The organism is Streptomyces sp. NPDC020597, from assembly GCF_044335095.1.
In the GTDB taxonomy this organism is placed as follows: Bacteria; Actinomycetota; Actinomycetes; order Streptomycetales; family Streptomycetaceae; genus Streptomyces.
In genome coordinates this window covers 342,913-368,820 of the sequence record NZ_JBIRUL010000004.1, presented here as the reverse complement: position 1 = coordinate 368,820, position 25,908 = coordinate 342,913, and the positions used below count along the sequence as shown (strand labels likewise).

General features: G+C 72.1%; 24 protein-coding genes and 3 tRNA genes. 18 read left to right on the top strand and 9 right to left on the bottom strand.

Annotated features, from left to right (window positions below):
- The first annotated feature begins 256 nt into the window (after positions 1–256).
- The 12 genes from ACH4ZA_RS10265 (at position 257) to ACH4ZA_RS10210 (ending at position 9,332) form a co-directional block, all read left to right on the top strand.
- Complete coding sequence (locus ACH4ZA_RS10265) at positions 257–676, top strand: NUDIX domain-containing protein (protein ID WP_398428806.1); 420 nt, start codon at positions 257–259, stop codon at positions 674–676.
- Positions 677–781: 105 nt separating this feature from the next.
- A complete protein-coding gene (locus tag ACH4ZA_RS10260) occupies positions 782–1,039 on the top strand; it encodes a DUF6284 family protein (protein WP_398428804.1) in 258 nt (85 codons plus the stop codon).
- Positions 1,036–1,332, top strand: a complete 297-nt coding sequence (locus tag ACH4ZA_RS10255) for a DUF6303 family protein (protein ID WP_398428803.1) — start codon at positions 1,036–1,038, stop codon at positions 1,330–1,332. Before ACH4ZA_RS10260 ends, ACH4ZA_RS10255 begins: the two co-directional genes overlap by 4 nt.
- On the top strand, positions 1,329–2,339 hold the full coding sequence (locus ACH4ZA_RS10250; protein WP_398428802.1) for a DUF2637 domain-containing protein: 1,011 nt from the start codon (positions 1,329–1,331) through the stop codon (positions 2,337–2,339). Before ACH4ZA_RS10255 ends, ACH4ZA_RS10250 begins: the two co-directional genes overlap by 4 nt.
- Positions 2,339–2,680, top strand: coding sequence for an RRQRL motif-containing zinc-binding protein (locus tag ACH4ZA_RS10245; protein WP_398428800.1), 342 nt, complete (start codon positions 2,339–2,341; stop codon positions 2,678–2,680). The genes ACH4ZA_RS10250 and ACH4ZA_RS10245 overlap by 1 nt, the downstream gene beginning before the upstream one ends.
- A gap of 15 nt (positions 2,681–2,695) precedes the next feature.
- Positions 2,696–3,073: a DUF6251 family protein gene (locus ACH4ZA_RS10240; RefSeq protein WP_398428799.1), complete on the top strand. Its 378-nt coding sequence runs from the start codon at positions 2,696–2,698 to the stop codon at positions 3,071–3,073.
- 294 nt (positions 3,074–3,367) lie between these two features.
- Entirely contained in the window at positions 3,368–5,152 is a 1,785-nt protein-coding gene (locus ACH4ZA_RS10235) for a MarR family transcriptional regulator (RefSeq protein WP_398428797.1), read from the top strand.
- Between the two features lie 90 nt (positions 5,153–5,242).
- Positions 5,243–6,172: a bifunctional DNA primase/polymerase gene (locus ACH4ZA_RS10230; protein WP_398428796.1), complete on the top strand. Its 930-nt coding sequence runs from the start codon at positions 5,243–5,245 to the stop codon at positions 6,170–6,172.
- Positions 6,173–6,339: 167 nt separating this feature from the next.
- On the top strand, positions 6,340–6,522 hold the full coding sequence (locus ACH4ZA_RS10225; protein WP_398428795.1) for a hypothetical protein: 183 nt from the start codon (positions 6,340–6,342) through the stop codon (positions 6,520–6,522).
- Positions 6,519–7,676, top strand: coding sequence for a DUF3631 domain-containing protein (locus tag ACH4ZA_RS10220; RefSeq protein ID WP_398428794.1), 1,158 nt, complete (start codon positions 6,519–6,521; stop codon positions 7,674–7,676). Before ACH4ZA_RS10225 ends, ACH4ZA_RS10220 begins: the two co-directional genes overlap by 4 nt.
- A gap of 178 nt (positions 7,677–7,854) precedes the next feature.
- On the top strand, positions 7,855–8,052 hold the full coding sequence (locus ACH4ZA_RS10215; protein WP_398428793.1) for a helix-turn-helix domain-containing protein: 198 nt from the start codon (positions 7,855–7,857) through the stop codon (positions 8,050–8,052).
- Complete coding sequence (locus ACH4ZA_RS10210; protein ID WP_398428792.1) at positions 8,052–9,332, top strand: tyrosine-type recombinase/integrase; 1,281 nt, start codon at positions 8,052–8,054, stop codon at positions 9,330–9,332. Before ACH4ZA_RS10215 ends, ACH4ZA_RS10210 begins: the two co-directional genes overlap by 1 nt.
- Before the next feature lie 80 nt (positions 9,333–9,412).
- Here the strand turns inward: ACH4ZA_RS10210 and ACH4ZA_RS10205 are convergent.
- Positions 9,413–9,485, bottom strand: a tRNA-Arg gene (locus tag ACH4ZA_RS10205).
- A gap of 204 nt (positions 9,486–9,689) precedes the next feature.
- Positions 9,690–9,780, bottom strand: a tRNA-Ser gene (locus ACH4ZA_RS10200).
- Between the two features lie 158 nt (positions 9,781–9,938).
- Here ACH4ZA_RS10200 and ACH4ZA_RS10195 point away from each other — a divergent pair.
- Both ACH4ZA_RS10195 and ACH4ZA_RS10190 read left to right on the top strand, forming a co-directional pair.
- Entirely contained in the window at positions 9,939–10,493 is a 555-nt protein-coding gene (locus tag ACH4ZA_RS10195; RefSeq protein WP_398428791.1) for an SSI family serine proteinase inhibitor, read from the top strand.
- A gap of 271 nt (positions 10,494–10,764) precedes the next feature.
- A complete protein-coding gene (locus ACH4ZA_RS10190) occupies positions 10,765–15,300 on the top strand; it encodes a PAS domain-containing protein (protein WP_398428790.1) in 4,536 nt (1,511 codons plus the stop codon).
- Between the two features lie 397 nt (positions 15,301–15,697).
- On the opposite strand, the gene ACH4ZA_RS10185 is transcribed toward ACH4ZA_RS10190, so the two are convergent.
- The 5 genes from ACH4ZA_RS10185 to ACH4ZA_RS10165 all read right to left on the bottom strand — a co-directional run bounded on the left by ACH4ZA_RS10185 (position 15,698) and on the right by ACH4ZA_RS10165 (position 20,709).
- Entirely contained in the window at positions 15,698–17,377 is a 1,680-nt protein-coding gene (locus tag ACH4ZA_RS10185; protein ID WP_319279637.1) for a long-chain fatty acid--CoA ligase, read from the bottom strand.
- Between the two features lie 119 nt (positions 17,378–17,496).
- Positions 17,497–18,045 (bottom strand): SigE family RNA polymerase sigma factor, encoded by a 549-nt coding sequence (locus ACH4ZA_RS10180; protein ID WP_306950374.1) that lies wholly within the window; start codon positions 18,043–18,045, stop codon positions 17,497–17,499.
- Between the two features lie 203 nt (positions 18,046–18,248).
- Complete coding sequence (locus ACH4ZA_RS10175) at positions 18,249–19,418, bottom strand: lipid-transfer protein (protein WP_398428788.1); 1,170 nt, start codon at positions 19,416–19,418, stop codon at positions 18,249–18,251.
- Positions 19,415–19,810 (bottom strand): MaoC family dehydratase, encoded by a 396-nt coding sequence (locus ACH4ZA_RS10170; RefSeq protein WP_319279639.1) that lies wholly within the window; start codon positions 19,808–19,810, stop codon positions 19,415–19,417. The genes ACH4ZA_RS10175 and ACH4ZA_RS10170 overlap by 4 nt, the downstream gene beginning before the upstream one ends.
- Entirely contained in the window at positions 19,807–20,709 is a 903-nt protein-coding gene (locus tag ACH4ZA_RS10165; protein WP_319279641.1) for a bifunctional MaoC family dehydratase N-terminal/OB-fold nucleic acid binding domain-containing protein, read from the bottom strand. Before ACH4ZA_RS10165 ends, ACH4ZA_RS10170 begins: the two co-directional genes overlap by 4 nt.
- 178 nt (positions 20,710–20,887) lie before the next feature.
- Between ACH4ZA_RS10165 and ACH4ZA_RS10160 the strand changes: the two genes are divergently transcribed.
- Complete coding sequence (locus tag ACH4ZA_RS10160) at positions 20,888–21,859, top strand: bifunctional DNA primase/polymerase (protein WP_398428786.1); 972 nt, start codon at positions 20,888–20,890, stop codon at positions 21,857–21,859.
- 55 nt (positions 21,860–21,914) lie between these two features.
- Here the strand turns inward: ACH4ZA_RS10160 and ACH4ZA_RS10155 are convergent, their stop codons facing one another.
- Positions 21,915–22,625, bottom strand: coding sequence for an LAETG motif-containing sortase-dependent surface protein (locus ACH4ZA_RS10155; protein WP_398428784.1), 711 nt, complete (start codon positions 22,623–22,625; stop codon positions 21,915–21,917).
- Between the two features lie 194 nt (positions 22,626–22,819).
- Between ACH4ZA_RS10155 and ACH4ZA_RS10150 the strand changes: the two genes are divergently transcribed.
- A complete protein-coding gene (locus tag ACH4ZA_RS10150) occupies positions 22,820–23,122 on the top strand; it encodes a hypothetical protein (RefSeq protein ID WP_398428783.1) in 303 nt (100 codons plus the stop codon).
- A gap of 136 nt (positions 23,123–23,258) precedes the next feature.
- Here the strand turns inward: ACH4ZA_RS10150 and ACH4ZA_RS10145 are convergent.
- Positions 23,259–23,343 (bottom strand) — tRNA-Ser (locus ACH4ZA_RS10145).
- A gap of 513 nt (positions 23,344–23,856) precedes the next feature.
- Between ACH4ZA_RS10145 and ACH4ZA_RS10140 the strand changes: the two genes are divergently transcribed.
- Entirely contained in the window at positions 23,857–24,492 is a 636-nt protein-coding gene (locus ACH4ZA_RS10140; RefSeq protein WP_398428781.1) for a hypothetical protein, read from the top strand.
- A 493-nt stretch (positions 24,493–24,985) separates the two neighbouring features.
- Positions 24,986–25,894 carry an amidase domain-containing protein gene (locus tag ACH4ZA_RS10135; RefSeq protein ID WP_398428780.1) on the top strand — a complete coding sequence of 303 codons (909 nt, stop codon included), beginning with the start codon at positions 24,986–24,988 and terminating at the stop codon, positions 25,892–25,894.
- Positions 25,895–25,908: the final 14 nt, after the last annotated feature.

The window sequence follows — 25,908 nt, the reverse complement described above, 5'->3', positions numbered from 1 at the left end:
CTCCGGACAGGCGCACCGGAGGAAAGCCCGAGGGGGTGAGTACGAAGGGAGGGCCGATTGATTGAGAACTCAACAGCGTGCCTGGGAGGCCGTCCCTCCCCTGCCTACAAGAGGACGGATGCGTACGGGCTCGCCCGTGCGACTGCGTGACCAGCCTCCGCAGCGCTTCGCTGCGGCCGGTTGCCTCCACTGCACGTCTTGCACGTGCGGTGCTGAGGGGAGCCGGAACCGACTCCAACCAGCGAAGGGAACCGAGATGACCTGCACCGAGACCTTCGAGGCCGTCCGCTACACCGCCGACGTCGTCGTCACCACGACCGACGGGTACGTCCTGCTGATCGAGCGCGGATGGGAGCCGTTCAAGGGTCAGTGGGCTCTGCCCGGTGGCCACGTCGACCCGGGTGAGACGAGCCGCGCCGCCGCCGCCCGTGAACTCGCCGAAGAGGCCGGCGTGCACGCGGCACCGGAAGAGCTGGACCAAATCGGCACGTTCGACCAGCCCGACCGTGACCCGCGCGGCAGGTACGTCACCGTCGCCTACCGCCTGACCGTCATCCCCGGAACGATCGTCGAGGCCGGCGACGACGCGACCAACGCCCAGTGGTGGCCCCTGAGCGACCTGCCGCCGCTCGCTTTCGACCACGCCGACATCCTCGCTGCGGTCGCCCTGATCTGACGGGCAAGACCCACCCCCAACCACCTGAAACGGCGCGCACCCCCGGAGTAGGCGCTCCGGGGGTGCTGTTCGGGCCGTTCACCCTTCGAGAGGAACCACGACCCAATGAAGAACATCGTCACTGTTCAGGACGCCGTTACCGCGTTCGCCGACTTCATGGAGCCGACGGATGCCGAGCTGGACGCGATCGAGCGGGAGATGCCGGTCATCCTGGCCGGCGTCGAGTTGCTGGACGCGCAGATCATCACCATGGACCGCACCCCGACGGAGCTGGACGTCCGGCGGATCCGCCGGGCCCGCCGTCGGCTGCTCACCGCGCTGGCGCACCAGCACGTGGACGCGCACCGGGGCGGTGCGGCGTGAGCGGACAGCAGACCGTGCGGGAGTTCGCCGCGCTGATGTCCGTTCGTGACGGTCGCTGGCGTCTGTACGTGGCCCTGATGAACACCACCGAGCAGTGGCCGCAACACCGGTTCGGGCGCTCCATCCCGACGTTCACGGAGCGTACGGAAGCGCTCAGCGTGCTCGGGTTCGAGCCGGTTCCGGGTGCCGAGTGGACGTGGACCGAGGACAGCGAGATCCCCGACAACCCCGCTTCCCCGGTCGTGCTGATTGCTGCGATCCGGGTCCGTTCATGGTCGGGGGTGAGCGCGTGAACGGCGTTCAGATCCGTTCAGCGGAGCGGGCTCTGTCGGCCGGCACCTGGTTGATCGTGGCGGGCGCGATGCTCTATTCGATCCTCACGGTCACGCCGCTCGCCGCCGCGCACACGTCGGACCGGTGGGATTGGACGGCCCCGATTCTGCCGCTGGTGGTGGATGCGGCCGTGGTCATCGTGGTCCGCCTCGACGCGGTGCTCGCGCGGCTCGGGGGCAACGGTGGACGGTGGCCCATCGCGCTGCGGTGGATGACCGGTTGTATGACGCTCGCTCTCAACGTCGCCGACTCCGCGCTGAAGAACGACCTGGTGGGCGTGGCCGTGCACGCGGTCGCGCCGCTGCTGCTGATCGTCACGGCGGAGACCGGACTGGCCTACCGCCGGGCCATCACCGCCGCTGTTGTGGCGCTGGAAGCCAAGCGGGAGGCAGAGCGGGAAGCCCGTGAACGCGCCGCGATCGAGCGGCGCGAGGAGGCCGCGCGGCGGGAGCGCGAGGAGCGTGAGCACGCGGCGGCGCTGGCCCGTGAACAGCGTGAGCACGAAGCGCGCATGGCCCGTGAACAGGCCGAGCGGGAGGCCGCCGCGCGGCGCGAGGAACGCGAGCGGGAGCAGGCTCGGGAGAGTGCCGAGCGCGAGCAGCGTGAACGCGCGGAGCGTGAGCGTGAACAGCGTGAGCGCGAGCGTGAACGCCGTGAGCGGGAGGCCGCCGAACGCACGGAACGCGAGCAGCGGGAGCGTGCCGAGCGTGAGCGTCGTGAACAGGCGGTGCGGGAGGAGCGGGCCGCGCGTGAACGCGCCGCGCTGCTGTCCGCCGGTCCCGCCACGGACAAGCTCCCCGAGGACGACGCGCGCGCCATCGTGGCCGCCGCCCGTGCCGAGGGCATGTCGGTGCGGACCGCTGCCGAGCTGTGCGGTTGGTCGGTGGGCTGGGTCTCGACCCGGTACACCGAACTGCGCGGGCCCGTCAACGGCGTCCCGGTTGATCTCTCCGGGACGGGCCGCTGATGACCACCGCACCCGTGAGTGGCTCGCTGCCTGTGTACCGGTGGCGGCTGGCCCCTGACGGATTGGCCACCCGCCGTCAGCTCCGCGCGATGGGGCTGCGTCCGGGTGGTCAGGACGTGGTCGCCGAACTCCAGCGTCCCCGCCGTCGTCGGGGCCCGCTGGTCGCCTACCTCTACCGCGTCGACCGAGCGGAGCCCGTCCGGCCGATGACGCCGGGCCGGTGGGCCGCGCTCGCTGCGGCGAACCGTGCCCGGCGGATCTGCCCCACATGCCGGCGCGATGCCGGTTACGTCATCCCCGCCTCGCTCGGTGCGTGCGTTCCCTGCGCCGACTCCAACTGAATGGGAGGTCCCCCGGTGGACCCCGAGAACCTGCCCGTGCCCGGCGTCGTCCGCCTCCCGGACGGCCGCTACGTCTACAACGACACCCCCGCCCCCGTTGTCCCGATGCCGCCCGCTCAGCCTGCGCCGACGGTGATCCAGCACATCCACCACGCGCCGCCTGACCGCACGGTGCAGCGCATGGCGCTCGGTTCCGGCGTCGGGGCCGGTGCGGTGGCCGCCGGGGTCTACTTCGGCCCGCTGCTCGTCGGTGTGCTCACCGCGATCGCGGCCAATCTCGCGATCCTCGCGCTGCTGGCCGCCGTCATGACCTGGGGCGTGGTCACCGTCGTCCGCTCGGTGGGCGGCAGTGACGGCAAGGCCGCCGCCAAGCGGATGCGTCGCGGTCGCTGACGCCCCCGCGCCCCTCCGTCGCCCTCCCCGCCCGACCCGGAAACGGGCGGAAGCCGTAGACGGCCCCTACAGCGTCCGACACCCCTTCCGTGTGGGTTGACACCCCCCGACGGCTGTTCGGCCGCAACAGGCCCCGTAGCGACGCTCCGTGAGGGAAGTTTCCGTCCTCGCGCGCGCACGCGTAGAGGGCATCCCGGAAACCAGGAAACCGGAAACCGCACTACACACCGTGACGGTGGCAGGCCGGCCAGGGCCCGCCACCGTCCGACTCACCCATCCCGGAAAGAGGACTCCGTGAGCCACACGTCAGTTTGGCGGACCCACCGTCAGTACGCAGCGACCGCCGCCCGCTGGACGGCCGATCACTGGCGCAAGGAAGCCGAGCGCCGCCGCGCTCTGCGCGCCGACCGCAAGCCACTCGTGCGCGACGCCCGCCGCGCGCTCGCCACCGCCCGCGCCATCGACCCCGAGGGCGTCACCCCCATCCGCCACCGCGCGGAACGCGAACTGCGCACCGCCAAGCGGCGCGTGCCCGACCCGCTGTGGCTGTTCGCGTCCAAGACCGCGATCGGCGCGGCCGTCGCCGGATACATCTGGCTCCCGGCGGTGCCGACGCGGGTGTGGGTGTGGTCGGCCGTCGCCGTCGCCGCCGCCATCACGGCCGCGATCGTGTGGGCCGTCGTCCGGGGTCGCGACGACAGCGGCCTCAAGCCGAACGCGGAAGAGGCCGCGCTGCTCAAGCGACTTCAGCCGCTGCACTGGAAGGAGCACGCCGAACAGCGCGGCCTGACTGGCACGCTGACCGGCCGGCCCCGGCTGACCGAAGCCGGGATCGTGTGCGCCGTCCGCCTCGACGGCACGTGGACGGCGACCAAGCTCCGCGCCGCCGAGGACCACATCCGCAACCTGCTCGGGGCCCGCACCACCCTGCGCATGCAGATCAAGGCAGGCAAGCAAGGCGGCTGGGCCGAACTCACCCTGCGCACCCGCAGCGCGGCCGACGGCGACGACCTCACCTGGACGCCCGAACGGCGCTCCCTCGGGGTCGACACCGTCACCGGCGAGCAGGTCACCGTGCCGCTCGGGGAACGGCTGCTCATTGCCGGTCGCTCGGGCGCCGGAAAGTCGGTCGCCTCCCGGCCGCTGCTGTTCGACGCGTCCGAGGGTCCGACGAACGCGCTCGTCATCATCGACCTCAAGCGCGTCGAAGGCCGCCTGTGGGACCACCGCGCCCGCGTCGCCTCCACCCCCCGCGACGTCATCGACGTCGTCGACGAGCTGGAGACGGAGATGCTGGAACGCCTCAGCATCCTGCCCAAGGGACAGGACACCTGGACCCCCACCCCCGACCGGCCGCGCATCACCGTGGTCGTCGACGAGGGAGCCGAGGTCATGACGGCCGCCGACAAGGTCCCCTACGAGACCGAGACCGCCGACGGCAAGACCCGCACCGTGAACCGGTCGGCCCTGCCGGGCCTGGAGTCCATCGCGCGCATGGGCCGCGCAGCGTGCATCGACCTGTGGTGGATGACGCAGAAGCCGACCATCGGCGACGGCATCCCCAAGCAGATCGCCCCGCAGATCGGCGTCTCCATCTGCCTCTCGGTGCGCACGCCGGCCGAAGCCCGTGTCGTGCTCGGGGAGGACGCGCAGGCCAAGGGCTGGAACGCGGACGAACTCCCGGTGCCGGGTGTGGCGTTGATCCGGGACGGCAAGCGCAAGCCCGACCCGGTCAAGGTCCGGTACATGGACAAGGCCGTCGTGATCGCTCTGCCCGAGCGCACCCCGTGGTCGCGTTCCGTCGCTGCCCCGGTGGAAGCGGCGGGGGCCCCGACGCTGACGCTCGTCAAGGCGACGGCCCCGGGTGAGCCCGCCACGGACAGCGCCGTGTCTCGCGTCCTCAAGGCCATCGAGACCGCCGCCGAACCGGTCCTGCAGAAGGACCTGGCCACGATCACGGGCCTGTCCAAGGGAGCCGTGTCCAAGGCCGTCAAGACCCTCACCACCGGCGGCACGGTCGTCCGCGCGCTGGACGGCAGCCTGACCGCCACGCGCGGCGACGACACCGCCGCCGCCTGACCCATCACCCACGACGGCGGCGGCCCCCATCCGACCAAGAACCGGGGCCGCCGCCAATCCAGCATGCTCAACGAACTGGAGACATCCAGCATGCCCCAACCCGGCAGCATCATCACCGACCCGGCCTGTCTGCCCTTACTCGCCTCCGCGCTGACCGCCGCTTCCCGCAACTGGCCCGTCATCCCCCTGCACCCTCGGGCCAAGCGGCCGGCCGGACACCCCGAACGCGCCTGCCCGGGAACCGGCCGGTGCGCGAGCGGACACCGCAAGCCCGAACAGCGCGCCACCACCGAACGAGAGTTGATCCACGCCACATGGGGCACGCGCCCCTACAACGTCGGGATCGCGACCGGTCCGGCCGGACTGCTCGTCATCGACCTGGACGTGCTCAAGCCCGAAGAGCCGAAAGGAGCGCCTGACGGCGCGACTTCCCTTGCGGCGCTCTGCGAGCGCACCGGGCAGACCGTCCCGGCCACCTACCGGGTGCGGACCGCGCGCGGCGGAGAACACCTGTACTTCACCGCCCCCTCCGAGGTGCGGCTCAGGTGCAGTGCGAACCGGCTCGGGCCCCACATCGACACCCGCGCATGGGGCGGATACGTCGTCGCCCCCGGCAGCGCCACCTCCGACGGCACATACGAGGTCACCGACGACGCTCCGGTAGCGCCGCTGCCCGCATGGCTGGCCACACTGCTCACCGAGCAACCCAAGCCCCTCACCGTCGACTTGGCTCCGGTGCGGGACGGCACCCGCGCGGCGCGGACCGCGTTGGACCGCGAGTGCGCCGTCATCCGGGCCGCTACCGAGGGCGGGCCGCACGGCCGCAACAACACCCTCCACCGAAGCGCCTGCAAGGTCGCGCGGTTCGTCGCGTGGGGCGACATCCCCCGGCACGTGGTGGAGCAGGCAATCCAGGGGGCGGGGGAGTCGACGGGACTCCCGCCGGCCGAGTGCCGCACGACCATCCGCAGCGCTCTGGACTGGGTCATCGCCCACGCCACGCCACGGGAGGCGGCATGAAGGCCCTGACTCCCCCCGCCCTGGATTGCTCATCCCTTCCCCCCGCTCGGCCGCATGCCGCTCCACAGCCTGTGGACGCACCGGCCGTAGGCGACCCGAAGGGCGTCGCCGAAGGCGTCCCCACTGCTGTTCGCCTTGACGCGAGCCGTGGCGACGGCCGGTACCCCGTGGCGTGGCTGCACATCTGCGCCCCGCGCGGCACCGTGCCCACCGCCACCTCGAAGTGCCTGTGCGGACGCGACCGCAGCGCCGTCGGCCACGCCCGAGTGCTCGCCCTGATCACCGACCACGAAGCCCACCGCGACACCTGCCCGCTCCGCACCCCCCAGGAAGGGAGGGCCGCCGCATGACCACCGCCATCGACGGGGCCGCGCTGCTCAACGAGGTGGAAGCTTTCCACCGCCGCTTCAACGTCTTCCCCACCGACGCCGCGTTCGTCGCCGTCGCCCTGTGGGACGCACACGCCCACCTGCTCGACTGCTTCGACTCCACGCCCCGTCTCGCGTTCCTCTCGCCCGAGCCGGGGTCGGGCAAGTCTCGCGCGCTGGACGTGGTGGAAACTCTCGTGCCGCGCTCCATGGCGGCTGCGGACGCTTCCGCCGCAGCGCTGTTCCGGTCCGTGTCCGGCATCGACGGCGGCCGGCCCACCATCCTCTTCGACGAGATCGACACGATCTTCGGCCCCAAAGCCGGGGACAACGAACAGCTCCGCGGGTTCATCAACGCCGGTCACGCACGCGGACGCCCGATGTACCGGTGTGTGGGGGACGGCTCCAACCAGCAGGTACAGGGCTTCCCCTCGTTCTGCGCCGTCGCGGTCGCCGGCCTCGGCTCGCTGCCGGACACGATCCTGACCCGTTCCGTCATCATCCGCATGCGACGTCGGGCCCGGAACGAGCGGGTGGAACCCTTCCGCACTCGCATCCACGTGCGGGAGGGCAACCAGCTCCGAGACCGGCTCGCCAAGTGGGCCGAGAGCGTGCAGGAACGCATCACGGGCGTTTTCCCGGAGATGCCCGACGGGGTCACCGACCGGCCGGCCGACGTGTGGGAACCCCTGCTCGCCGTCGCGGACGCGGCCGGGGGCGATTGGCCCCGCCGGGCCCGCGCTGCCTGCCTGACCCTGGTCAAAGCCTCGCAGGCCAACGACAAAGGCAGCGTCGGCATCCGCCTGCTCACGGACCTGCGCGACCACGTCCTCATCGGCATCGACCGCCTGCCCACCGTCGCCATCCTCGACCGGCTCAACGCCCTCGACGACGCCCCATGGGCCGACCTCAACGGCAAGCCGCTCGACAACCGCCGGCTCTCCCGGATGCTCAGCGACTACGTCACCGCCGACGGCGACCCCGTCGTCTCCCGCAACATCCGCACCGCCGGCGGAGTCCTCAAAGGCTTCTTCGCCAAAGACCTCGAAGACGCGTGGTCCCGCTACTGCCCTCCCCCGAGGGCCGCTACATCCGCTACAGCGCTACATCCCAGTTCAGAGCCCCTGAATCTGTAGCGGCAACTCCCGATGTAGCGGCTACGGTCCCGCGCCCCCGAAACGGCCGTAGCCGCTACATCGCACCTCTCCGCTACACAAAACACGCCGCTGACCTGCGATGTAGCGGCGTAGCGGATGTAGCGGACTTCCCAGAAGGGGGCCACAAGGCCCCGTCTGCACCCTCGGAGGTTCTGACGTGCTGACCGCCGTCCCGAACGCCCCCGAAGCGTTCACGGTCCCGGAAGTCATGACGGCTCTGCGTCTCAGCCGCAGCAAGGTCTACGACCTGATTCGCTCGAGGCAGCTCGAAAGCTTCACGGCCGGACGCGCTCGCCGTGTCCCGGTCGACGCCGTACGCCTGTACATGCGCAACCGCATTGAGGAGAACAACTGATGGCCCAGCGTGCCAACGGCGAGGGAACGATCAGCAAGCGCGCGGACGGCCGCTATCACGCCGCCGCCTACGTCTACCGCCCCGATGGAACCCGCACCCGAAAGTTCGTCTACGGCAAGACCCGGAAAGAAGTCGCCGAGAAACTCACGGAGTTGCTGGAGAAGACCCGTCAGGGCATCCCTGCCGCCGAGTCCACCATGGCATTCGGCGACTACCTGACCTACTGGCTCGCCACCATCGCACCGGCACGGCTGAAGCCGTCCACCCTCAACAGCTACGAGGGTCTGACCCGCCTGTACATCCGCCCCGCCCTCGGTAAGAAGCGGCTGAACCGGTTGTCGCCGGCGGACGTGCGTCGATTCCTGGCGGAGTTCAAGGACGCCTGCCTCTGCTGCCTGCGCGGTGCGGACCAGGAGCGCCCCGAGGGCAAGCGTTCGTGCTGCGCCATGGGTCGCTGCTGCAAGCGTCGCCCGTCGGCCCGCACCGTCCAGTACATCCACGCCGTTCTTCGGTCCTCGCTTCAGCAGGCGATCCGGGAGGAGCTGATCGCGCGGAACGTCGCGCGGATCGTGGAAACCCCCACCGTCACCCGTAAGGAGGTGCGTCCGCTGGACGCCGCAGAGGCTCGCCTCATGCTCAAGACCGCCCGATCCCACCGTCTCTACGCCCTGTGGCTACTGCTCGTGTCGACGGGCCTGCGGCGGGGCGAGGCACTCGCCCTCACATGGGCAGACGTCGACCTCACGAACAGTCAGCTCCGCGTCCGCCGGAACGTCCAGCGCATCCGGCGAGAGCTGATCTTCGGCAGCCCCAAGACCATGCGCTCCATTCGCACTGTGTCTCTCCCGAAGCACTGCATCCGGGCGCTCACGCAGCACCGAGCGCAGCAGGAGCGGGAACGCATGGTCGCGGGGAAGAAGTGGCAGCCTGCCCCGGGGCACCCGGACGGGCTGATCTTCACGACGACAACCGGTCGCGTCACGGACCCGCGCAGCCTGAACCGAATGCTCACCATCCTGTGCCGGGACGCCGGCGTACGGCGTGTGCGTGTGCACGACCTCCGGCACACGTGCGCGTCGCTCCTGCTCGCTCAGGGCGTGGACGCCCGCACGATCATGGAAACCCTCGGGCACAGCACGATCACGATGACGCTCGACACCTACGCGCACGTCATGAGCACGACGCTCAAGGCCGCCGCCGATCGGATGGACGACGCCCTCGGACTCGACGAGCCGGAGGAAGAATCCAGCGGCGAGCAGGAGCCGGACACCGACGAGTGATCGGCGCTTCTGGCCGCGTTGATGTCAGCCGTTGATGTCAAAGGCCCCCCGGAATGATCCCGGGGGGCCTTTGACGTGTGTGCACTCGGCAGGATTCGAACCTGCAACCTTCTGATCCGTAGTCAGATGCTCTATCCGTTAAGCTACGAGTGCTTGTTATTCGGTTTTTCTGTCTTCGCTTCCCGGCCCTTGCGACCCGCTCGCGGCGACAGGAAGAACATTACATGACTGCCGCCGACATGTGAAATCCGTTAGCCATACCCCTTGTGACCTGCAGAAACGGCCTGAAGTGGGTCTGCGGGTGAGGTCGGGAACGACGAAGCCCCGATCGCGTGGACCGGGGCTTCGGTGATCGAGCGGAGGCGGAGGGATTTGAACCCTCGATGGGATGTAAGTCCCAAACCGCATTAGCAGTGCGGCGCCATAGACCGGACTAGGCGACGCCTCCAGCACAACCGCTCGCGTGCGTGCGAGTGGTTGCGTGCAGATGATGACACAGTCGAGCACCGCGTCACCAATCGACGTCCACGGTACTAGGCAGTCGGGTCGCAGGGCAAAGCACTTCCCCGGGCGCAACGTCGCCGACGGCGCGGCGTTAGTCCCGGCATGTTCCAGGTCACCCCGCTTCGACGCCTCGTCGTCACCGCCCTTGCCGTCTGCGCCGCCGTGATCGCCCCGTCGGCCGCGGGCCCCGTCAGCGCGCAGCCCGCGCAGCCCGCGCGGCCCGGGAGCGCCGCCGCGGCCGGCGGACGTGTCCCGCTCGCGCCGCCGCCGGTCCGGGAGGAGGACCGGGCGGGCGACGATCACCTCACGGTCACCGTCCGGCACGCCGGCGGTGGGGCGGACGGGACGTTCGAGGTGCACTGCCACCCCGCCCGCGGCAGCCACCCCGACCCGGACGGCGCCTGCGGGGCCGTGGACCGGAACACCCGGTGGGGCCGGGACGCCTTCGCGCCCGTGGCGGGCGGCGAACTCTGCACGATGCGGTACGGCGGGCCGGCCACCGCCCAGGTCACCGGCCGCTGGGCCGGACGTCCCGTCGACGCGACGTTCGACCGCGGCAACGGCTGCCAGATCGAGCGGTGGGACCGGTTCGTGCCGCTCCTTCCCGGCCCGCGGCCGGCGTCGGGCGGGGGCGTGGCGGAGGCACCGGTTCCGTAAAGGTCGCACGGAAGTCGCACGGAGGTCGCAAGGAGGTCTCGCGAAGTCGGGCGGCGCCGGGGACCCGACCGGGAGCGGGCCGACGTGCGCGGGGACCGGTCACGCCGGGCCAGGACATACGTTCTGGGTCACTTCGTCGTGCGAGGTCGCTCTCATCCGGCGTCACCGGCGGGACCCCAGCCCTTAGACTCCCTCGCGTGACACGCTGCGGACCGGTTGGCAATATGGCCCGAGCGGTCGGCAGAGTGCGGTAACAGGGAGGAAGCGACTCGTGAGCAGCAGGCCATCCCGAGGCGCTGCTCGCCTCGCAGCCATACTCGACGCGCTTCCCGACGCGTTGGTGCTGGTCAACGCCAACGGGACGGTCGTCAACGCGAACACCATCGCGCTCGAGGCGTTCGAGACGCCGGGTACGGCTCTGGTGGGGCGGGGGCTGCTCGATCTGCTGCCGCAGTTCGACTCCAAGCTGATCCCGGGGTCCATGCGGCGCCCCGACCACATGGACCCGCGCGGCCGGACCAAGCCGACCCGGATGATGGCGCGCCGCACCGACGGCACCGAGTTCCCGGTCGAGGTGACCAGCGCCAACCTGGAGAACGGCCAGCAGGCCTACGACGGCTACGGATACTCCTCCGCCTCCGACGAGCTGCTGATGCTCGTCGTACGCGACCTCTCCGGCACCGTCGACACCGAGGCCGAGCTGGCGCGCTCGCAGCGGCAGACCGAGATGATCCTGCGGGCCGCGGCCGAGGGCGTCGTCGGCACCGACACCGACGGGCGGATCGTGCTCGTCAACCCGGCAGCCGCCCAGATACTGGGATACCGGGCGAGCGATCTCGGCGGCAAGGAGCTGCACACCCTGGTGCTGCACTCGCGAGGGGACGGCTCGCCGTTCCCGTACGACGAGTCGCCGCTCGCCGACACCCTGCGCTCCGGGCGCAAGCACCGGGTGCGCGGCCAGGTGCTGTGGTCCAAGAGCGGTGACCGGGTCTCGGTCGACCTGACGACCGCCCCCGTGCGCGACGGCGACCAACTCGTCGGCGCCGTCATGACCTTCACCGACCGCCGGCCCTACGACGCCCTGGCGGAGGAGAAGGAGTCCGTCGAGCAGCGGCACGCGAAGGAGCTGGAGAAGCTCTCCGAGGAGCACGCCTCCGACCTCACCGCACTGCGCCAGCAGCACGTCGCCGAGCTCGAGGAGCTGCGCGAGCTGCACGAGGAGGAGATCGCGGCCGGCGAGGAGCGCTACGCCTCGCTCGGCGAGCGGGAGAAGGACCGGTACGAAGCGCTCGCCGGGCGGCACGAGCAGCTGCTCACCCTGCTCGGGGGATCCCTGCGCGGACCGCTGGACGAGCTGCGCCGGGAGCTGGCCGCGCTCGCCGCGGACGACGCCGGACAGCTCTGGCCGGAGGCCAACCAGGTGCTGCACCACCTGTCCGCCGGCTATTCGCGGATCACCACCCTGATCGACAACGTGCTCGGGTACCAGCGGCTCGACACCGGGGCGGAGACCGTCGTCCGGACGAAGGTGATGCTCGACGCGGTCGTCGCGGCGGGCGTCGACGGCGCGGTGGAGCTCATCGGGCCCGGCCGGGTCCAGTTCGCCGTGCACGCGCCGCCCATCGAGGCCGAGGTGGACGTGCGGCTCCTGGCGACCGCGCTCGCGCACCTCGTCGCGGACGTCGCAGGCGTCGACGCCACCGGCAACGCGCCCGTCTCGGCGGGCGGTTACATGGACAACACGGTCGTGGTGGCGGCCGCCCAGCGCGGCGAGGTCGTGCGCATCGAGGTGCGCGGGCCGTACGCCGGCGGCGACCCCGTGCACGAGCCGATCGTGCGGGGGATCGTCCGGGCCCATGGCGGCGTGCTGCAGACGCACGAGGTGCCGGGCATGAGCGGCAGCGCGTACGTGCTCGAGGTGCCGTTGGGCGGTGGGGCGGGGGCCGTCGCGGCTCCGCCGGCCGCCGCACTGCCCGCCCTGCCGGTGGGCGGCGGAGCCGTGGAGCACGAGGGCCGGGGCGAGCAGGGCCCCGGTGGGCGGCGGCGGGCCCGGCGGTCCTCCGTGGACGCCTTCCTGGAGAGCGACGTCCCCGAGGCGGAGGCCGGCGCCGACCCCGACGCGGGGGTTCCGACCGGACGTCGGCGCAGGCGTGGCGCGCCCGCCGTGGAGACGCCGGGCGAGTTGCCGCCGGCGGTGGCCGAGGCCGAGGGACCGGAGGGCTCCGGCGGCACCGGACGGCGGCGCGGGCGTTCCGCCGAGCTCGCCGTGGCGGGGGCCGATTCCGGGGTGAGCGAGGGTGCGGTCGTCATGGCCGCGGAGCACGCGGCGGGGACGGCGGCTTCGGGGACGGGACTCGGCGGCACCGTTCCGCCGCAGGGCGTACCGGCTCCGGACGGACGACGGGCCCTGCAGGCGCCCGACGGTCAGCAGGCGCAGAACGCCCTGCCGCCGGCGCTGCCGGCCCTCGCGGGTCCGTCGGCCGAGACAGCCTCCGGTCCTGGTACGGGAGCGGGCTACCCGGGTGACGCCGAGGCGGAGGGCGGACAGCCGACCGGGCGCCGCAGGCGTGCCCTGGCCGCCGCGAACGAGCGTGCCGCCGCGCAGGAGGCGGGGCCCCGCACGGTCTTCGCCCTGCCGCCCGCGGAGGCGGACCGGACGACGGACGTCGCCGGAAACGTTCCCGGCCCCGTTTCCGGACCTGTTCCCGGCCCCGTTCCCGGCATGGACCCCGCTTCCGGCGCTTCGGGCCCCGGATCCGGTGCCGCTCCCGTTACTGGTCCCGTTGCTGGTCCCGTTTCCGGCGGCCCAGTCGGCGGTCCCGTTTCCGACGGTCCCGGCGTCGGCCTCGCCGACGGTCCCGGAATGACGCCCGCGGTCGGACCGGCTCAGGTCCAGCCGCAGCCGCCGGTCCAGCCGCAGGGACAGGCGCCGGTCCAGGCACAGGCGCAGCCCGGTGGTCCCGTTCCGGTACCGGTTCCGGGTGTGATGCAGGCGCCGGGCATGGTCCAGGCGCCCGGGCAGGCGCCCGCGGCCGCGCAGGCCCCCGTTCCGGCGCAGGCTCCGGTTCCGGCGCAGGCGCAGCCGCCCGTGGCGGGTCCGGGTCCCTTCGGGGACGCCGGCGCCGACCACGGACGTCACGACGCCGTTCCGCACGACCAGGCCGACGACCACACCCCGCCCCAGCCGCACCCGACCAGCGCGCCCACCGGCCGCCGGCGACGGGCCGTCGGCCAGCCCGCGGAAGCCGCCCCGGCCCAGGCCCAGGCACAGGCCCAGGGTGTGCAGGCCGTTCCCGTCGCGCAGCCGGCGCCCGGGCAGGCGTTGCCGCTGCCCGCCGAGGCTCCTGCGGCGGCGTCCCCGGCCGGGCCGGCCATGTCGACCCCCGGCACGGGCACCCCGCTTCCGCCCGAAGCCGTCGCCGGACAGCCGCGGGCTGCACAGCCGTTGCCCGCCGAGGCCGCCGCGGCCCTGCCCGTCGACCCCGACTCGACGCAGGGGCGGGCCTTCAGCGTGCGGACGCTGGGGCAGGGCGTGCCCTTCACCCGGCAGGCCGCCCAGGTCCAGCAGATCCCACACGTCCAGCACGCTCACCAGGCTCAGTCGGCGCAGCGCCTTCAGCCCGGCCTGCCGTCCCATCCGTCCCCTCAGCCGACCGCCGCCACCCCTGCCCCGCACACTCCCGGCGGCTCCGGACGGCGCCGCAAGCTGGGGACTCCGCCCGACCCGGCGACGCGTCCGGAACAGACGGCCCGGCCGCACCCGTCGGCCGAGCAGGGCGCCGTCCCGCAGCCCGGCCCGCAGCAGGCGGTGGCGGCTCCGGCTCCGCACGCAGTCGCGGCGCCCATGCCCTCGCCGGCGCCCGCTGCCGTCCCGTCGGCACAGCCGCCGCTGCAGCCGTCGCAGCCGTCCCTCGCGGGCCAGTCGCGGCTCGTGGCCGGTGGGACGGGCACCGAGGGGGCCGGACGGTCGTACGCCATAGGAGCCCCGGACGAGAACGCCGCCGAGGGACCCGAACCGCTGGACGGGCCCGGCGGGGCCGTCGAGGTGGCGGATCCGCCGCGGCCGCAGCCGCTGGACGACGAGCTGCCGCCGGAACCGCTGGACAACCCCCGTCGGCTGCTGGTGTGGCCGGCGCCCGACGTCGGCACCCAGCAGGAGCTCAGCGACCGCGGCTACCGTCCCGTCATCGTGCACTCGCGCGAGGAGGTCGACGCGCAGATCGCCGCGTTCCCGGCGGCGCTGTTCGTGGACCCGCTGACCGGGCCGATCACCCGCACGGCGCTGCAGTCGCTGCGGGCCGCCGCCGTCGCCGCCGAGGTGCCGGTGCTGGTCACGGCCGGACTCGGGCAGGCGACGCGCGAGGCGGCGTACGGGGCCGACCCCGCCGTCCTGCTGAAGGCGCTCGCGCCGCGCGACAGCGAGCAGCATCCGCCGCGGGTGCTGCTCATCGAGGAGCACGCCGAGATCGCCCTCGCGTTGACCTCGACACTGGAGCGGCGCGGGATGCAGGTGGCCCGTGCGGCGAGCGACGCGGACGCCGTCGCGCTCGCCGGACAGCTGCGGCCGAACCTGGTGGTGACGGACCTGATGCAGGTCCATCGTCGGCAGGCCGGGATCCTGGACTGGCTGCGGGCGAACGGGCAGCTCAACCGCACCCCGCTCGTCGTCTACACGGCAGCCGTCGACCAGGCGGACCTGCCGCGGCTGGCGTCGGGCGAGACGGTCCTCTTCCTGGCCGAGCGCTCGACCAGCCCGGAGGTGCAGACCAGGATCGTGGACCTGCTGGCGCGGATCGGCACCAACTAGGGCGGGTTCGAGAGTCCCGTCCGGGCGGCCCCGCTCAGGGGATGCACGGCTGCCGTTCCCCGGTCCGGGGCGTCGGCCGGTCTCCCGTGCCGGGACCGGCCTTCGCGGCGGTGCCCGCGCCCCGGTCATCGGGCGACCGCGGCCGGCCGCCGTCGGTGAGCACGCCCGCGACCCGCCGAGCCGCCGGACAGGCGGACCAGCGGGTCGGGGTCGGGGTCGTGGTCGGGGGTCAGGGGGGTCGGCGGCCGGGGGTTCGGCCGTCGGGGGGCGGGGGTTCGGCCGTCGGGGGGCGGGGGTTCGGCCGTCGGGGGGCGGGGGTTCGGCCGTCGGGGGGCGGGGGTTCGGCCGTCGGGGGGGGGCGGGGGTCAGGGGTCGGCGGGTGCCGTCCGTTCCCTGGTCAGAGGCGCGTGACGTCCAGGCCGCCCTCGGCGTACTGCCTGCGGAGCACCTTCTTGTCGAACTTGCCGACGCTCGTCTTCGGGACGGCCTCGATGATCGTCCAGCGCTCGGGGAGCTGCCACTTGGCGATGCCGCCCTCGGCGGCGAGGAAGTCACGCAGGGACGCGAAGTCGGCGGTGGAGCCCTCCCTGAGGACGACGGTGGCCAGCGGGCGCTCGCCCCACTTGTCGTCCGGGACGGCCACGACGGCGGCCTCGGTGACGTCCGGGTGGGACATGAGGGCGTTCTCCAGGTCCACCGACGAGATCCACTCGCCGCCGGACTTGATGACGTCCTTCGCACGGTCGGTGAGGGTGAGGAAGCCGTCGGGGGAGATCGTGCCGACGTCACCCGTCTTGAGCCAGCCGTCCTCGCTGAACTTGTCGGCGGGGCGCAGGGGTTCGGCGTCGGGGCCGTTGTAGTAGGCGCCCGCGATCCAGGCGCCGCGCACCTCCAGCTCGCCGGCCGACTCGCCGTCCCAGGGCAGGCGTTCGCCGCCGGGGCCGGTGAGCCGGGCCTCGACGCCGGCCGGGAAGCGGCCCTGGGTGAGGCGGTAGCCGAACTCCTCGTCGGTGCCGATGGCATGGGCGGGCGGACGGGCGATGGTGCCGAGCGGGGAGGTCTCCGTCATCCCCCAGGCGTGACAGACCCGCATGCCCAGCCCGTCGAAGGCGGTCATGAGGGACGGCGGGCAGGCCGAGCCGCCGATGGTGACCTGGGTGAGGCTGGAGACGTCCCGCGGCTTGGCGGTGAGCTCGGCCAGCAGGCCCTGCCAGATGGTGGGGACCGCGGCCGCGTGCGTCGGCTTCTCGCTCTCGATCATCTCGGCGAGCGGCGCGGGCTGCAGGAAGCGGTCCGGCATCAGCATGTTCACGCCGGTCATGAACGTGGCGTGCGGCAGGCCCCAGGCGTTGACGTGGAACTGCGGGACGACGACGAGCGAGGTGTCCTGGTCGGTCAGACCCATCGACTGGGCCATGTTGACCTGCATCGAGTGCAGGTAGATCGAACGGTGGCTGTAGACGACGCCCTTGGGGTCGCCCGTGGTGCCCGAGGTGTAGCACATGGAGGCGGCCTGGCGTTCGTCCAGCTCGGGCCAGTCGTAGACGGTCGGCTTGCCCGCGACGAGGTCGTCGTACTCGTGCACGCGCGCGTGGGAGCCGTCGAGGAGGGAGCGGTCGCCGGGTCCGGAGACGACGACGTGCTCGACCGTCGTGAGGTGCGGGAGCAGCGGGGCGAGCAGCGGCAGCAGCGACCCGTTGGCTATGACCACCCTGTCGGCGGCGTGGTTGACGATCCACACCAGCTGCTCGGGAGGCAGGCGCAGGTTGAGGGTGTGCAGCACGGCGCCCATCGCCGGGATGGCGAAGTAGGCCTCGACGTGCTCGGCGTTGTTCCACATGAGGGTGGCGACACGCTCGTCGCCGGACACCCCGAGGTCGTCGCGCAGGGCGTGCGCCAGCTGGGCGGCGCGCTCGCCGATCTCGGCGTAGGAGCGACGGTGCGGCTCGCCCTCGCCCGTCCAGGTGGTCACCTGCGACGAGCCGTGGATCGTGGCCCCGTGCGTCAGGATCCTCGAGATCAGCAGCGGTACGTCCTGCATGGTGCTCAGCACGGCGTCCTCCCAGGGCGGCGACATTGCCTACGCGGTGGTAACGGTTGTGCTGATTCTGCGCACATACCGCTCGGTATGTCACTAGGAGGCGGTGATCGATCAGGTCACGTTCGAGCCCCGGTCAGAACAAATACGTCGGCGCGCTATCGCACAAGCCCCAGTTCGGGGTCCTCGCGCAGCTTGCCGAGCGCCCGCGACACGGCCGACTTCACGGTGCCGACCGAGACGCCGAGGACCTCGGCCGTTTGGGCCTCGCTGAGGTCCTCGTAATACCTGAGGACCACCATGGCGCGCTGCCGCGCGGGCAGCTTCATGATCGCCTGCCACATCGCGTCGTGCAGCGCCTGCTGCTCGGCCGGGTCGTTCCCGCCGGTGACCGGCTCGGGCTCCGGCAGCTCGTCGCACATGTACTCGTCGACCTTGCGCTTGCGCCACTGCGACGTGCGCGTGTTCACCAGCGCACGGCGCACGTAACCGTCGAGCGCCCGGTGGTCCTCGATCCGCTCCCAGGCCACGTACGTCTTGGCGAGCGCGGTCTGCAGCAGGTCCTCCGCGTCGTTCGGGTTCGCCGTCAGCGACCTTGCGGTGCGCAGCAGCACCGGCTGACGTGCTCTGACGTAGGACGCGAAGGACGGATACGGTGCGGGCCGCGTCCTGCCGTTCGACGCGCTGGTGCAGACGAGTGTGGTCATGGCTTCCACGCTAGGTTCGGCTGCCCGGCGGGGGATCGGCCGCAGGTCCCTAAGCGGCGTCCCTCTCAGGTTGTAGGGGTGGTGCCTGCCCCACCTCCTACAGGTGGACGAGCCGTCTCCACCCGTCAGGGATGCCCCTGGGCCGTCCGGCCGCCGCCCTCGCGCTCCCGGCAGTGGCCCTTCCGCGCGCCGGGCCCGGGAGCTCAGCCGTCCGAGACCAGCACCAGGCCCGAGGTCGGCACGCCGGTGCCCGCCGTCACCAGGGCCCGTGCGGCGCCCGGCACCTGGTTCACGGACGTGCCCCGCAGCTGCCGTACGGCCTCCGCGATGCCGTTCATCCCGTGCAGGTAGGCCTCGCCGAGCTGACCGCCGTGGGTGTTCAGCGGCAGCCGGTCCCCCGCCACGAAGCCCGCCGCCTCGCCCGGCGCGCAGAAGCCGAACTCCTCCAGCTGCATCAGCACGAACGGGGTGAAGTGGTCGTACAGGATCCCCACGTCGATGTCGGCCGGCGCCAGTCCGGAGGTCCGCCACAGCTGGCGGGCGACCACGGACATCTCCGGCAGGCCGGTCAGGTCGTCGCGGTAGAAGCTGGTCATCTGCTCCTGGGCCCGGCCCGCCCCCTGCGCCGCGGCGGCGATCACTGCGGGCGGGTGCGGCAGGTCGCGGGCCCGCTCCACCGACGTGACGACCAGGGCCTGTCCGCCGTCGGTCTCCTGGCAGCAGTCCAGCAGCCGCAGGGGTTCGGCGATCCAGCGGGAGGCCGCGTGGTCGGCGAGCGTGATCGGCCGGTCGTGGAAGTAGGCGGCCGGGTTGCCGGCCGCGTGCCGACGGGCCGTGACGGCCACCGGGCCGAACGCCTCCTGGGCGGTCAGCCCGTAGGCGTACAGGTAGCGCTGGGCCGCCATCGCCACCCAGGACGCGGGGGTGAGCAGCCCGAACGGCAGCGACCAGCCGAGCGCCGCGCCCTCGGCCGACGGCTCCCGGTGCTGCACCCCCGAGCCGAAGCGGCGTCCCGAACGCTCGTTGAAGGCGCGGTAGCAGACGACGACGTCGGCCACGCCCGCCGCCACCGCCAGCGCCGCCTGCTGCACGGTCGCGCAGGCCGCACCGCCGCCGTAGTGGACCCGCGAGAAGAACGACAGCTCGCCCATCCCGCAGGCCTGCGCCACGGTGATCTCCGGGCTGGTGTCCATCGTGAAGGTCACCATGCCGTCCACGTCGGCCGGCGCGAGCCCCGCGTCGTCCAGTGCGGCCCGTACCGCCTCCGCCGCGAGCCGCAGTTCGCTGCGCCCCGAGTCCTTGGAGAACTCCGTCGCCCCGATCCCGACGACGGCGGCCAGCCCGCCGAGGCGGTCGCGCTCCCGCACGCTCATCGCACGCCGCCCGCCGGCACCGTGAGCGTGACCGTGCCGGTGACATGGCGGCCGACGCCGTTGTCCCCGGTGACCCGCACCACGGCGGTGTCCCCCTCGACCTCCTCGACCCGGCCCCGCAACACCATGGTGTCGCCTGGGTAGTTGGGCGCGCCGAGCCGGATGGCCACCTTGCGCAGCACGGTCGTCGGGCCGAACCAGTCCGTGAGGTAGCGGCCGACGAGGCCGTTGGTGGTGAGGATGTTCATGAAGATGTCGGGCGAGCCCTTCTGCCGGGCGAGTTCGGGGTCGTGGTGGACGTCCTGGTAGTCGCGCGAGGCGAGGGCGCCGGCCACGATGAGGGTGCGGGTGATGTCGATCTCCAGCGGCGGCAGCACGTCACCGGCCTTCATACGGCTCCCTCCCGCGCGCGGAACACGGGCAGCGTCAACTCGTCGTCGTACGTGCGGAACTCCAGCTCCACCGGCATGCCGATCCGCACCTTGTCGTACGGGACGTCCACGACGTCGCTGATGACCCGGACGCCCTCGGCGAGCTCGATCAGACCCACCGCGTAGGGCGGGGAGAACGCCGGGAAGGGCGGGTGGTGCATCACGACGTACGAGAAGACCGTGCCCTCGCCGCCGGCCTCGACGACGTCCCACTCGGCCGCTCCGCACGCGTTGCAGCCGGGCAGCCAAGGGAAGCGGAGGGCGTCGCAGCCGGCACAGCGCTGGATGAGGAAGCGGCGGTCGCGGACGCCCTCCCAGAAACCGGCGTTGTCGCGGTTCACGACGGGGCGGGGACGGCGCTCGCGCGGCCGCGGAGTCCGCCCGGCCGGGGCGTACTTGAGGATGCGGAAGCGGTGCGTGCCGACGAGTTCGCCGGCCACCCGGACGTCCGTGCGGGTCGTGACGAAGTGCCCGGCGCCGAGCTTGGTGGTCTTGCGCGGTGAGACCGACTCGATGACCGTGTCGAAGGCGACCTCGTCGCCCGGCCGGAGCGCACGCAGGTACTCCTGCTCGCAGTCGGTGGCCACCACAGCGGTGCAGCCCGCTTCGTCGAGCAGGGCGAGCAGCTCGTCGTAGGCCTGCGCGCGCCCCTGGTGACCGCTCAGGCCGCCCATGATCCACGTCTGCAGCATGGTGGGCGGGGCGATCGCTCCGGGGCCGGTGTACGCGGGGTTGAGGTCGCCCATCGCCTCGCACCAGTGCCGGATCATGGGCGCGTTGACGGGGTCCCGGCCTGCGCCGGCGACCGCGGCGGGACGGCCCTCGTAGGCCTTGAGCCGCGCGTGGAGATCGTCGTCCACGACCGCACTCCTTCCAGGACCGGGGCGGGAGTGGCGTGAGGACCACCGGTGGCCCAGCGGTTTCTGACTGTCCGTCAGTTCTTGGATCCTGTCAAGGTCACCCGCTCGGCGCATGCCGCCGCTCCACGCCTCAGCTCGCCCTCTTCCTTATTTCGAACACGCGTACGATAATGGCGGCATGGCCACTACCGACCGGTTCCCCCGGCAGGCCACCACGCTGGCCCTCGCCCACGCCCTGTCGGCCGCCGAACGCGGCCTGGCCGTCATCCCGCTGTCCAGGACCAAGCTCCCGGCCCTGCGCTCCCCACACCGCGACGAACTCCCCGCCGAACGCCGCGACACAGGGCGCGAGGGAGGGCCCCAGGAAGGGCGCGACAACCACCGGGGCGGGCCTGCGGACGGCCCCGCCGCCCCGCCCTGCCACGGCGAGTGCGGCCGCCCCGGTCACGGCGTCTACGACGCCACCACCGACCCCGACCGCATCCGCGAACTCTTCGCCGCCGCCCCCTGGGCCACCGGCTACGGCATCGCCTGCGGGCTGCCCCCGCACCACCTCGTCGGCGTCGACCTGGACACCAAGTCCGGCACGGACTCCTCGGCGGCCCTGCGCGAACTGGCCCTGCGGCACCTCTTCACGATCCCGCCGACGGTCGTCGTCCTCACGCCGTCCGGCGGACGGCACCTGTGGCTCACCGGCCCGCCGGACGTCGTCGTCCCCAACTCGGCCGGCCGGCTCGCCCCCGGCATCGACATCCGCGGCGCCGGCGGCTACCTGGTCGGCCCCGGATCCCGCACGGCCCACGGCGTCTACACCGCCGACCCCGGCAGCGCGCACCTCCCGCCCGCGCCCTGCCCGCCCTCCCTGCTGCGGCTGCTCGTCCCGCCGCCGGGCTCCGCCCGCCCGGGCAGACGGCCTCCGGCGGGCGGCTCGCACGGCCGGGGTCTGATCCAGTTCGTCCTGGCGGCCCACGAGGGGCAGCGCAACACCCGGCTGTTCTGGGCGGCCTGCCGGGCCCACGAGAACGGCATCGGCGCGGAACTGACCGAGGACCTGGTCACCGCCGCCGTCCACACCGGTCTGACGGCCCGGGAAGCCCGCGGGACGATCGCGTCGGCCGCCCGGATGACGGCACACCGCCCGGCCCCGTGAGCCCGCCCGGGCGGCGGCGCGGGCGTCGACGCGGCCCCGGTCAGCCTCCGGAGCACTACCCCCTGACGCCCGCACGCCGGCGCAGCGCGAGAACGATGCCGCCGCCCACCGCGACGAGCCCGGCGGCGACCCCGGCGATCACGGTGGTCCCGCCGCCCGCGCCGGTCTCGGCGAGCCGGACGCCGCCGCCCGCCGGCGACGCGGCGGCCACGGGAGCGGCCGAGGCCGATGCCGAGGCCGAGGACTCCGACGACGCCTCGTCGGACGGCGGGGCGGACGCCGGGGCCGACGCCGAAGCCGGAGCCGACGGTGAGGGGGAGGCCGACGCCGGGGCCGACGCCGGAGGGCCGCCCGGCGCACACGTGTCCTCCTGCACGACGACCAGGGGTTGGACGTCGTCGTCGACCAGGTCACCCGCCTTCACGTGGATCCGGAACGTCTCCCCGGCGTACCAGGACTCGGGAACGAAGTCGACGGTGACGCCTCGGGCGGTCGGATGGGCGAGCGTCCTGGTCTCGACGAGCCGCTGGTTGTTGATCGGCTGATTCAGCTGCAGGAACAGGTCGATCCGGGCCGGCGTGCCCGAGGCGTCGCGGTCGGTGACGCGGATGACGCCGTGGCCGCCCCCGTCGCAGACGGCCACGGCGGAGAAGTCACCGATGCTGCACGCGAACGCCGCGTGCGCGCCGCCGACGGCGAGAGCGGCCGCGGCCGCGAGAGTGCCTATGCCGCGGACTGCCACGGCGGCGTGGGATGAACGAGACACGCGTGTCCTTCACGATCGATCACGATGCGACGAAGCGGCTCCCTCGGAGCCCCTCCCAAAGGAACATCGCCCCGGGTCAAGGCAGCGCGAACAGGTGGTCATGATCAGGCGCTCAGCCGGTCAAGAATCGGCTGTGAAAGGTTCGTTGACCCGACCCGACCCGACTGGAGAACACCATGCCTCGATGGGCCGTCATGAAAGCTCACGGAGAGGCGGAAGCCTTCCGGTACGCCGTCCACAGGGAACTCGAGGGGACCGAGGCGCAGGCCCTCGCCGAGATGCTGCGGATCGTCGACGCCTTCGCCGAGGCCCTCACCGAAGCAGGGCGCAGTCGTCAGAAGAGACGGGTCTTCCGCGTGTCCGAGCGCAGCTACGTCGTACGCGTCGAGAACCGGCTGTCGCACGACGAGGCCCACTTCACCCTCGCCGAACTCATAGCCGACACCCACGACGACGACCTCCCCAGCAGCGCGACCGGCTCGACGAACGAGCCGTGAATCCTGGCCGCAGGCCGGCCGCCCGCACCGGTCAGGGATGGGATCCCGGCGGACCGGGTGGCAGGGAGCCACGCGGAAGGGGTGCCCCTCCGGAGAGAGGCACCCCTTCTGACCTGCAAGTCTCTGACCTGCGCTGCGGTGGGTGTGGGATTTGAACCCACGGTGACTCGCGCCACGACGGTTTTCAAGACCGTTCCCTTAGGCCGCTCGGGCAACCCACCCACGCCCCGGCCCACCTGGGGCGGAGCGGGTACAGAGTACCCGGCGCGGGCTCAAAGCGGGGAGCATGGTCCACACGGGGTCCACAGGCTCGCGTCTCGGGTGCGGCCCTCCCCATGAGCACGAGCGGCACCCCACTTCGGTGCTGCACCAGCAAGCAGCTTCGCACGCCGGGCGGGCCACGGCATCGCAGTCCTGTTCCGCTTCTACGCCAAGGCGATTCACCGCAACCAACAGCGCTCGAACGACCAGATCGAGCGGGCTTTGACGGCCGGCACTCCGCCAGCACCCCGAACAGTTGATCGACAACCCTCACGCCCCCGGCGTTCGGCGGGGAGCATCAAGCCCGTTTCAGTGAAGTTGAGTTGATCATGTCACGGGACCGTTACGGCGTCGTCCTGGATCAAGGACCGAGGCATCCGCTCGGATCCTGCGCCCCTCATAATGATCAAGCACGTGCCGAGGGACGCCCGCACCTCAGCCCCAACCAGTAGATCACGCAGGGGAACTGACACATGATCCGCAACCGTCGCAAGGCCTTCCTTGTCTCCGCCGCGCTCCTGGGCGGCACCCTGCTGATGACGGCGTGCAACCAGAGCGACGCCGACAGCTCCTCCGGCAAGGCCGACGCGTCTGCGGCGGCGAGCAAGTCCGGTGCCACAGGCGTCAGCGGTTCCTCCGCATCCCCCTCCGGTTCCGGGAACACGTCCGGCGGCAACACGTCCGGTTCCGGGAAGACGTCCGGCGGCAGCACGTCCGGCGGCAAGACGTCCGGTTCCGGGAAGACGTCCGGCGGCAGCACGTCCGGTTCCGGGAGCACATCCGACTCCGGCGAGACCGTCGTGGAGGGCCTCAACAAGGGCAAGGGCGTCAGCGGCACCTGGTACGGCATCGTGCGGTACATGGCGCCCGGCAAGTACCTGGTCGACGGTCCTGCCGCCAAGGGCTCCGGCGGTGAGCAGCAGGCGTTCTTCCTCGCCGAGGACACCGTGATCCTGGGCGGGGGCCAGATCTGCGGCACCGCCGGCTCGAAGGTGGACGCCCCCTGCGAGGAGGCCGACCTGGAGAAGGCCGCCAAGAAGGGCGTGGAGGCCGAAGTCGTGGTCAAGAACGGCATAGCCACTCAGATCACCGACGGTGCGCTCCTCTGATCCGATAGCTCGCAACGAGCGGAGGCGGTCTGCCGGAAGCCACACTTCCGGCAGGCCGCCTCCGCTCGTTGCCGCGTCTCGGCACCTCCGGCCTCAGGCGGTTCTGGGCAACGGTCCATGCCCCAGACCGCAAGGGGTGCTGACCAGCGGGTACGTGGTCCGCTTGTGCCGGACTCCGGTCCGCGTCCGGTCCACACGCACTGAGTCACACCGTGGCAGAGCCTGATCAAGGTGAGACAGCTCGCACGCGGAAGGGGTGCCTCCAGTGAGAGGCACCCCTTCTGACCAGCACGTCTATGACCTGCGGCGTGGTCGGCATCCGGGCCCACAGGAACGCTGTCACGCGCTCAGGTGCTGCGGCTCACATGTCGTTCGAACAGCCGACCGGGAACCCGGGTCTCTCCCTCCCCATCCTTCTGATCGCGAGTCCCGAAGCCGCACCGATTCACGACCAGGCGGCCGGGACTCATCACAGGGGGAAGGAACCGGATTCTTGCGCAACAAGCTCAGCCGTACGATCACCGGCGCAGCAGTGCTCGCCCTCGCCGCCGGCGGCGTCATCACCACAGGGACGGCGAACGCCGTCACGGACGTCCCCGGCGCTTCGGGCGCCGTCGCAGAGACGGCGAACGTCACCACGGAAGCTGCCGACAGCGTCTCCGCAGACGTTGCCGACAGCCCCTCCATAGATCTTCCCGACAGTTTCTCCGCGGCTGTTCCCGATGCGGTGTGGACCTCGGGCGGTTGGCCCGCGCCGTCAGCCGATCCGCATCTTCCGGACGCGAACGGCGACATCGCCGCCGACCAGAAGGTGGACCCGCAGCCGCTCATCGACGAGAGCGTCTACGGTCCCGACGCCAACCCGGCGCCCGCGGCGGCGGATTCGGCGGATTCGGCTGCCGCGGCCGCAGCAGCCGCCGCGCCGATCAACGGCCATGGAACGGCCAACTGGGCGTACAACAACCTGGACACCAGGTGGGAGTACCGGACCGACTGCGCGAACTTCGTCTCCAAGGCCCTGTACAACGGGGGCGGGATGAAGATGCGTCCCGGCGGCCGCAAGGCGGACAACGCCTGGTGGCAGGGCAGGTACGGCTTCGGCAAGAGCTGGAGTTGGACCAGTGCCGACTACCTCCGGCGGCATGTGACCAAGTGGCGGAACGCCCAGACGATTCCGCACCAGTACGACGCGAAGGTGGGGGACCTCGTCTTCTTCAAGTGGAAGAGGGAGAGGATCTACAACCACGTGGCGATCGTCTCGGCCATGGTGCAGGGGCGGGCGAGGATCGTGCAGCACGGTCTGAAGAACGAGACCACGCTCAACGAGGTGATCAATCGATACGCTCACACCTCGAACCCGATCGAGAAGGTCACGATCGTCAGGCCGAAGACCCGCGGTTAGCGAAGACCCGCGGT

What these genes read in the sequence shown, in the direction of transcription:
- ACH4ZA_RS10175 (WP_398428788.1), bottom strand. Translation starts at nt 19,418, where the DNA reads ATGAGCGTGCGGGAGCGCGACCGCCTCGGCGGGCTGGCCGCCGTCGTC.
- ACH4ZA_RS10180 (WP_306950374.1), bottom strand. Translation starts at nt 18,045, where the DNA reads ATGACCACACTCGTCTGCACCAGCGCGTCGAACGGCAGGACGCGGCCC.
- ACH4ZA_RS10185 (WP_319279637.1), bottom strand. Translation starts at nt 17,377, where the DNA reads ATGTCGCCGCCCTGGGAGGACGCCGTGCTGAGCACCATGCAGGACGTA.
- ACH4ZA_RS10140 (WP_398428781.1), top strand. Translation starts at nt 23,857, where the DNA reads ATGATCCGCAACCGTCGCAAGGCCTTCCTTGTCTCCGCCGCGCTCCTG.
- ACH4ZA_RS10260 (WP_398428804.1), top strand. Translation starts at nt 782, where the DNA reads ATGAAGAACATCGTCACTGTTCAGGACGCCGTTACCGCGTTCGCCGAC.
- ACH4ZA_RS10265 (WP_398428806.1), top strand. Translation starts at nt 257, where the DNA reads ATGACCTGCACCGAGACCTTCGAGGCCGTCCGCTACACCGCCGACGTC.
- ACH4ZA_RS10170 (WP_319279639.1), bottom strand. Translation starts at nt 19,810, where the DNA reads ATGAAGGCCGGTGACGTGCTGCCGCCGCTGGAGATCGACATCACCCGC.
- ACH4ZA_RS10220 (WP_398428794.1), top strand. Translation starts at nt 6,519, where the DNA reads ATGACCACCGCCATCGACGGGGCCGCGCTGCTCAACGAGGTGGAAGCT.
- ACH4ZA_RS10160 (WP_398428786.1), top strand. Translation starts at nt 20,888, where the DNA reads ATGGCCACTACCGACCGGTTCCCCCGGCAGGCCACCACGCTGGCCCTC.
- ACH4ZA_RS10150 (WP_398428783.1), top strand. Translation starts at nt 22,820, where the DNA reads ATGAAAGCTCACGGAGAGGCGGAAGCCTTCCGGTACGCCGTCCACAGG.
- ACH4ZA_RS10245 (WP_398428800.1), top strand. Translation starts at nt 2,339, where the DNA reads ATGACCACCGCACCCGTGAGTGGCTCGCTGCCTGTGTACCGGTGGCGG.
- ACH4ZA_RS10210 (WP_398428792.1), top strand. Translation starts at nt 8,052, where the DNA reads ATGGCCCAGCGTGCCAACGGCGAGGGAACGATCAGCAAGCGCGCGGAC.
- ACH4ZA_RS10195 (WP_398428791.1), top strand. Translation starts at nt 9,939, where the DNA reads ATGTTCCAGGTCACCCCGCTTCGACGCCTCGTCGTCACCGCCCTTGCC.
- ACH4ZA_RS10230 (WP_398428796.1), top strand. Translation starts at nt 5,243, where the DNA reads ATGCCCCAACCCGGCAGCATCATCACCGACCCGGCCTGTCTGCCCTTA.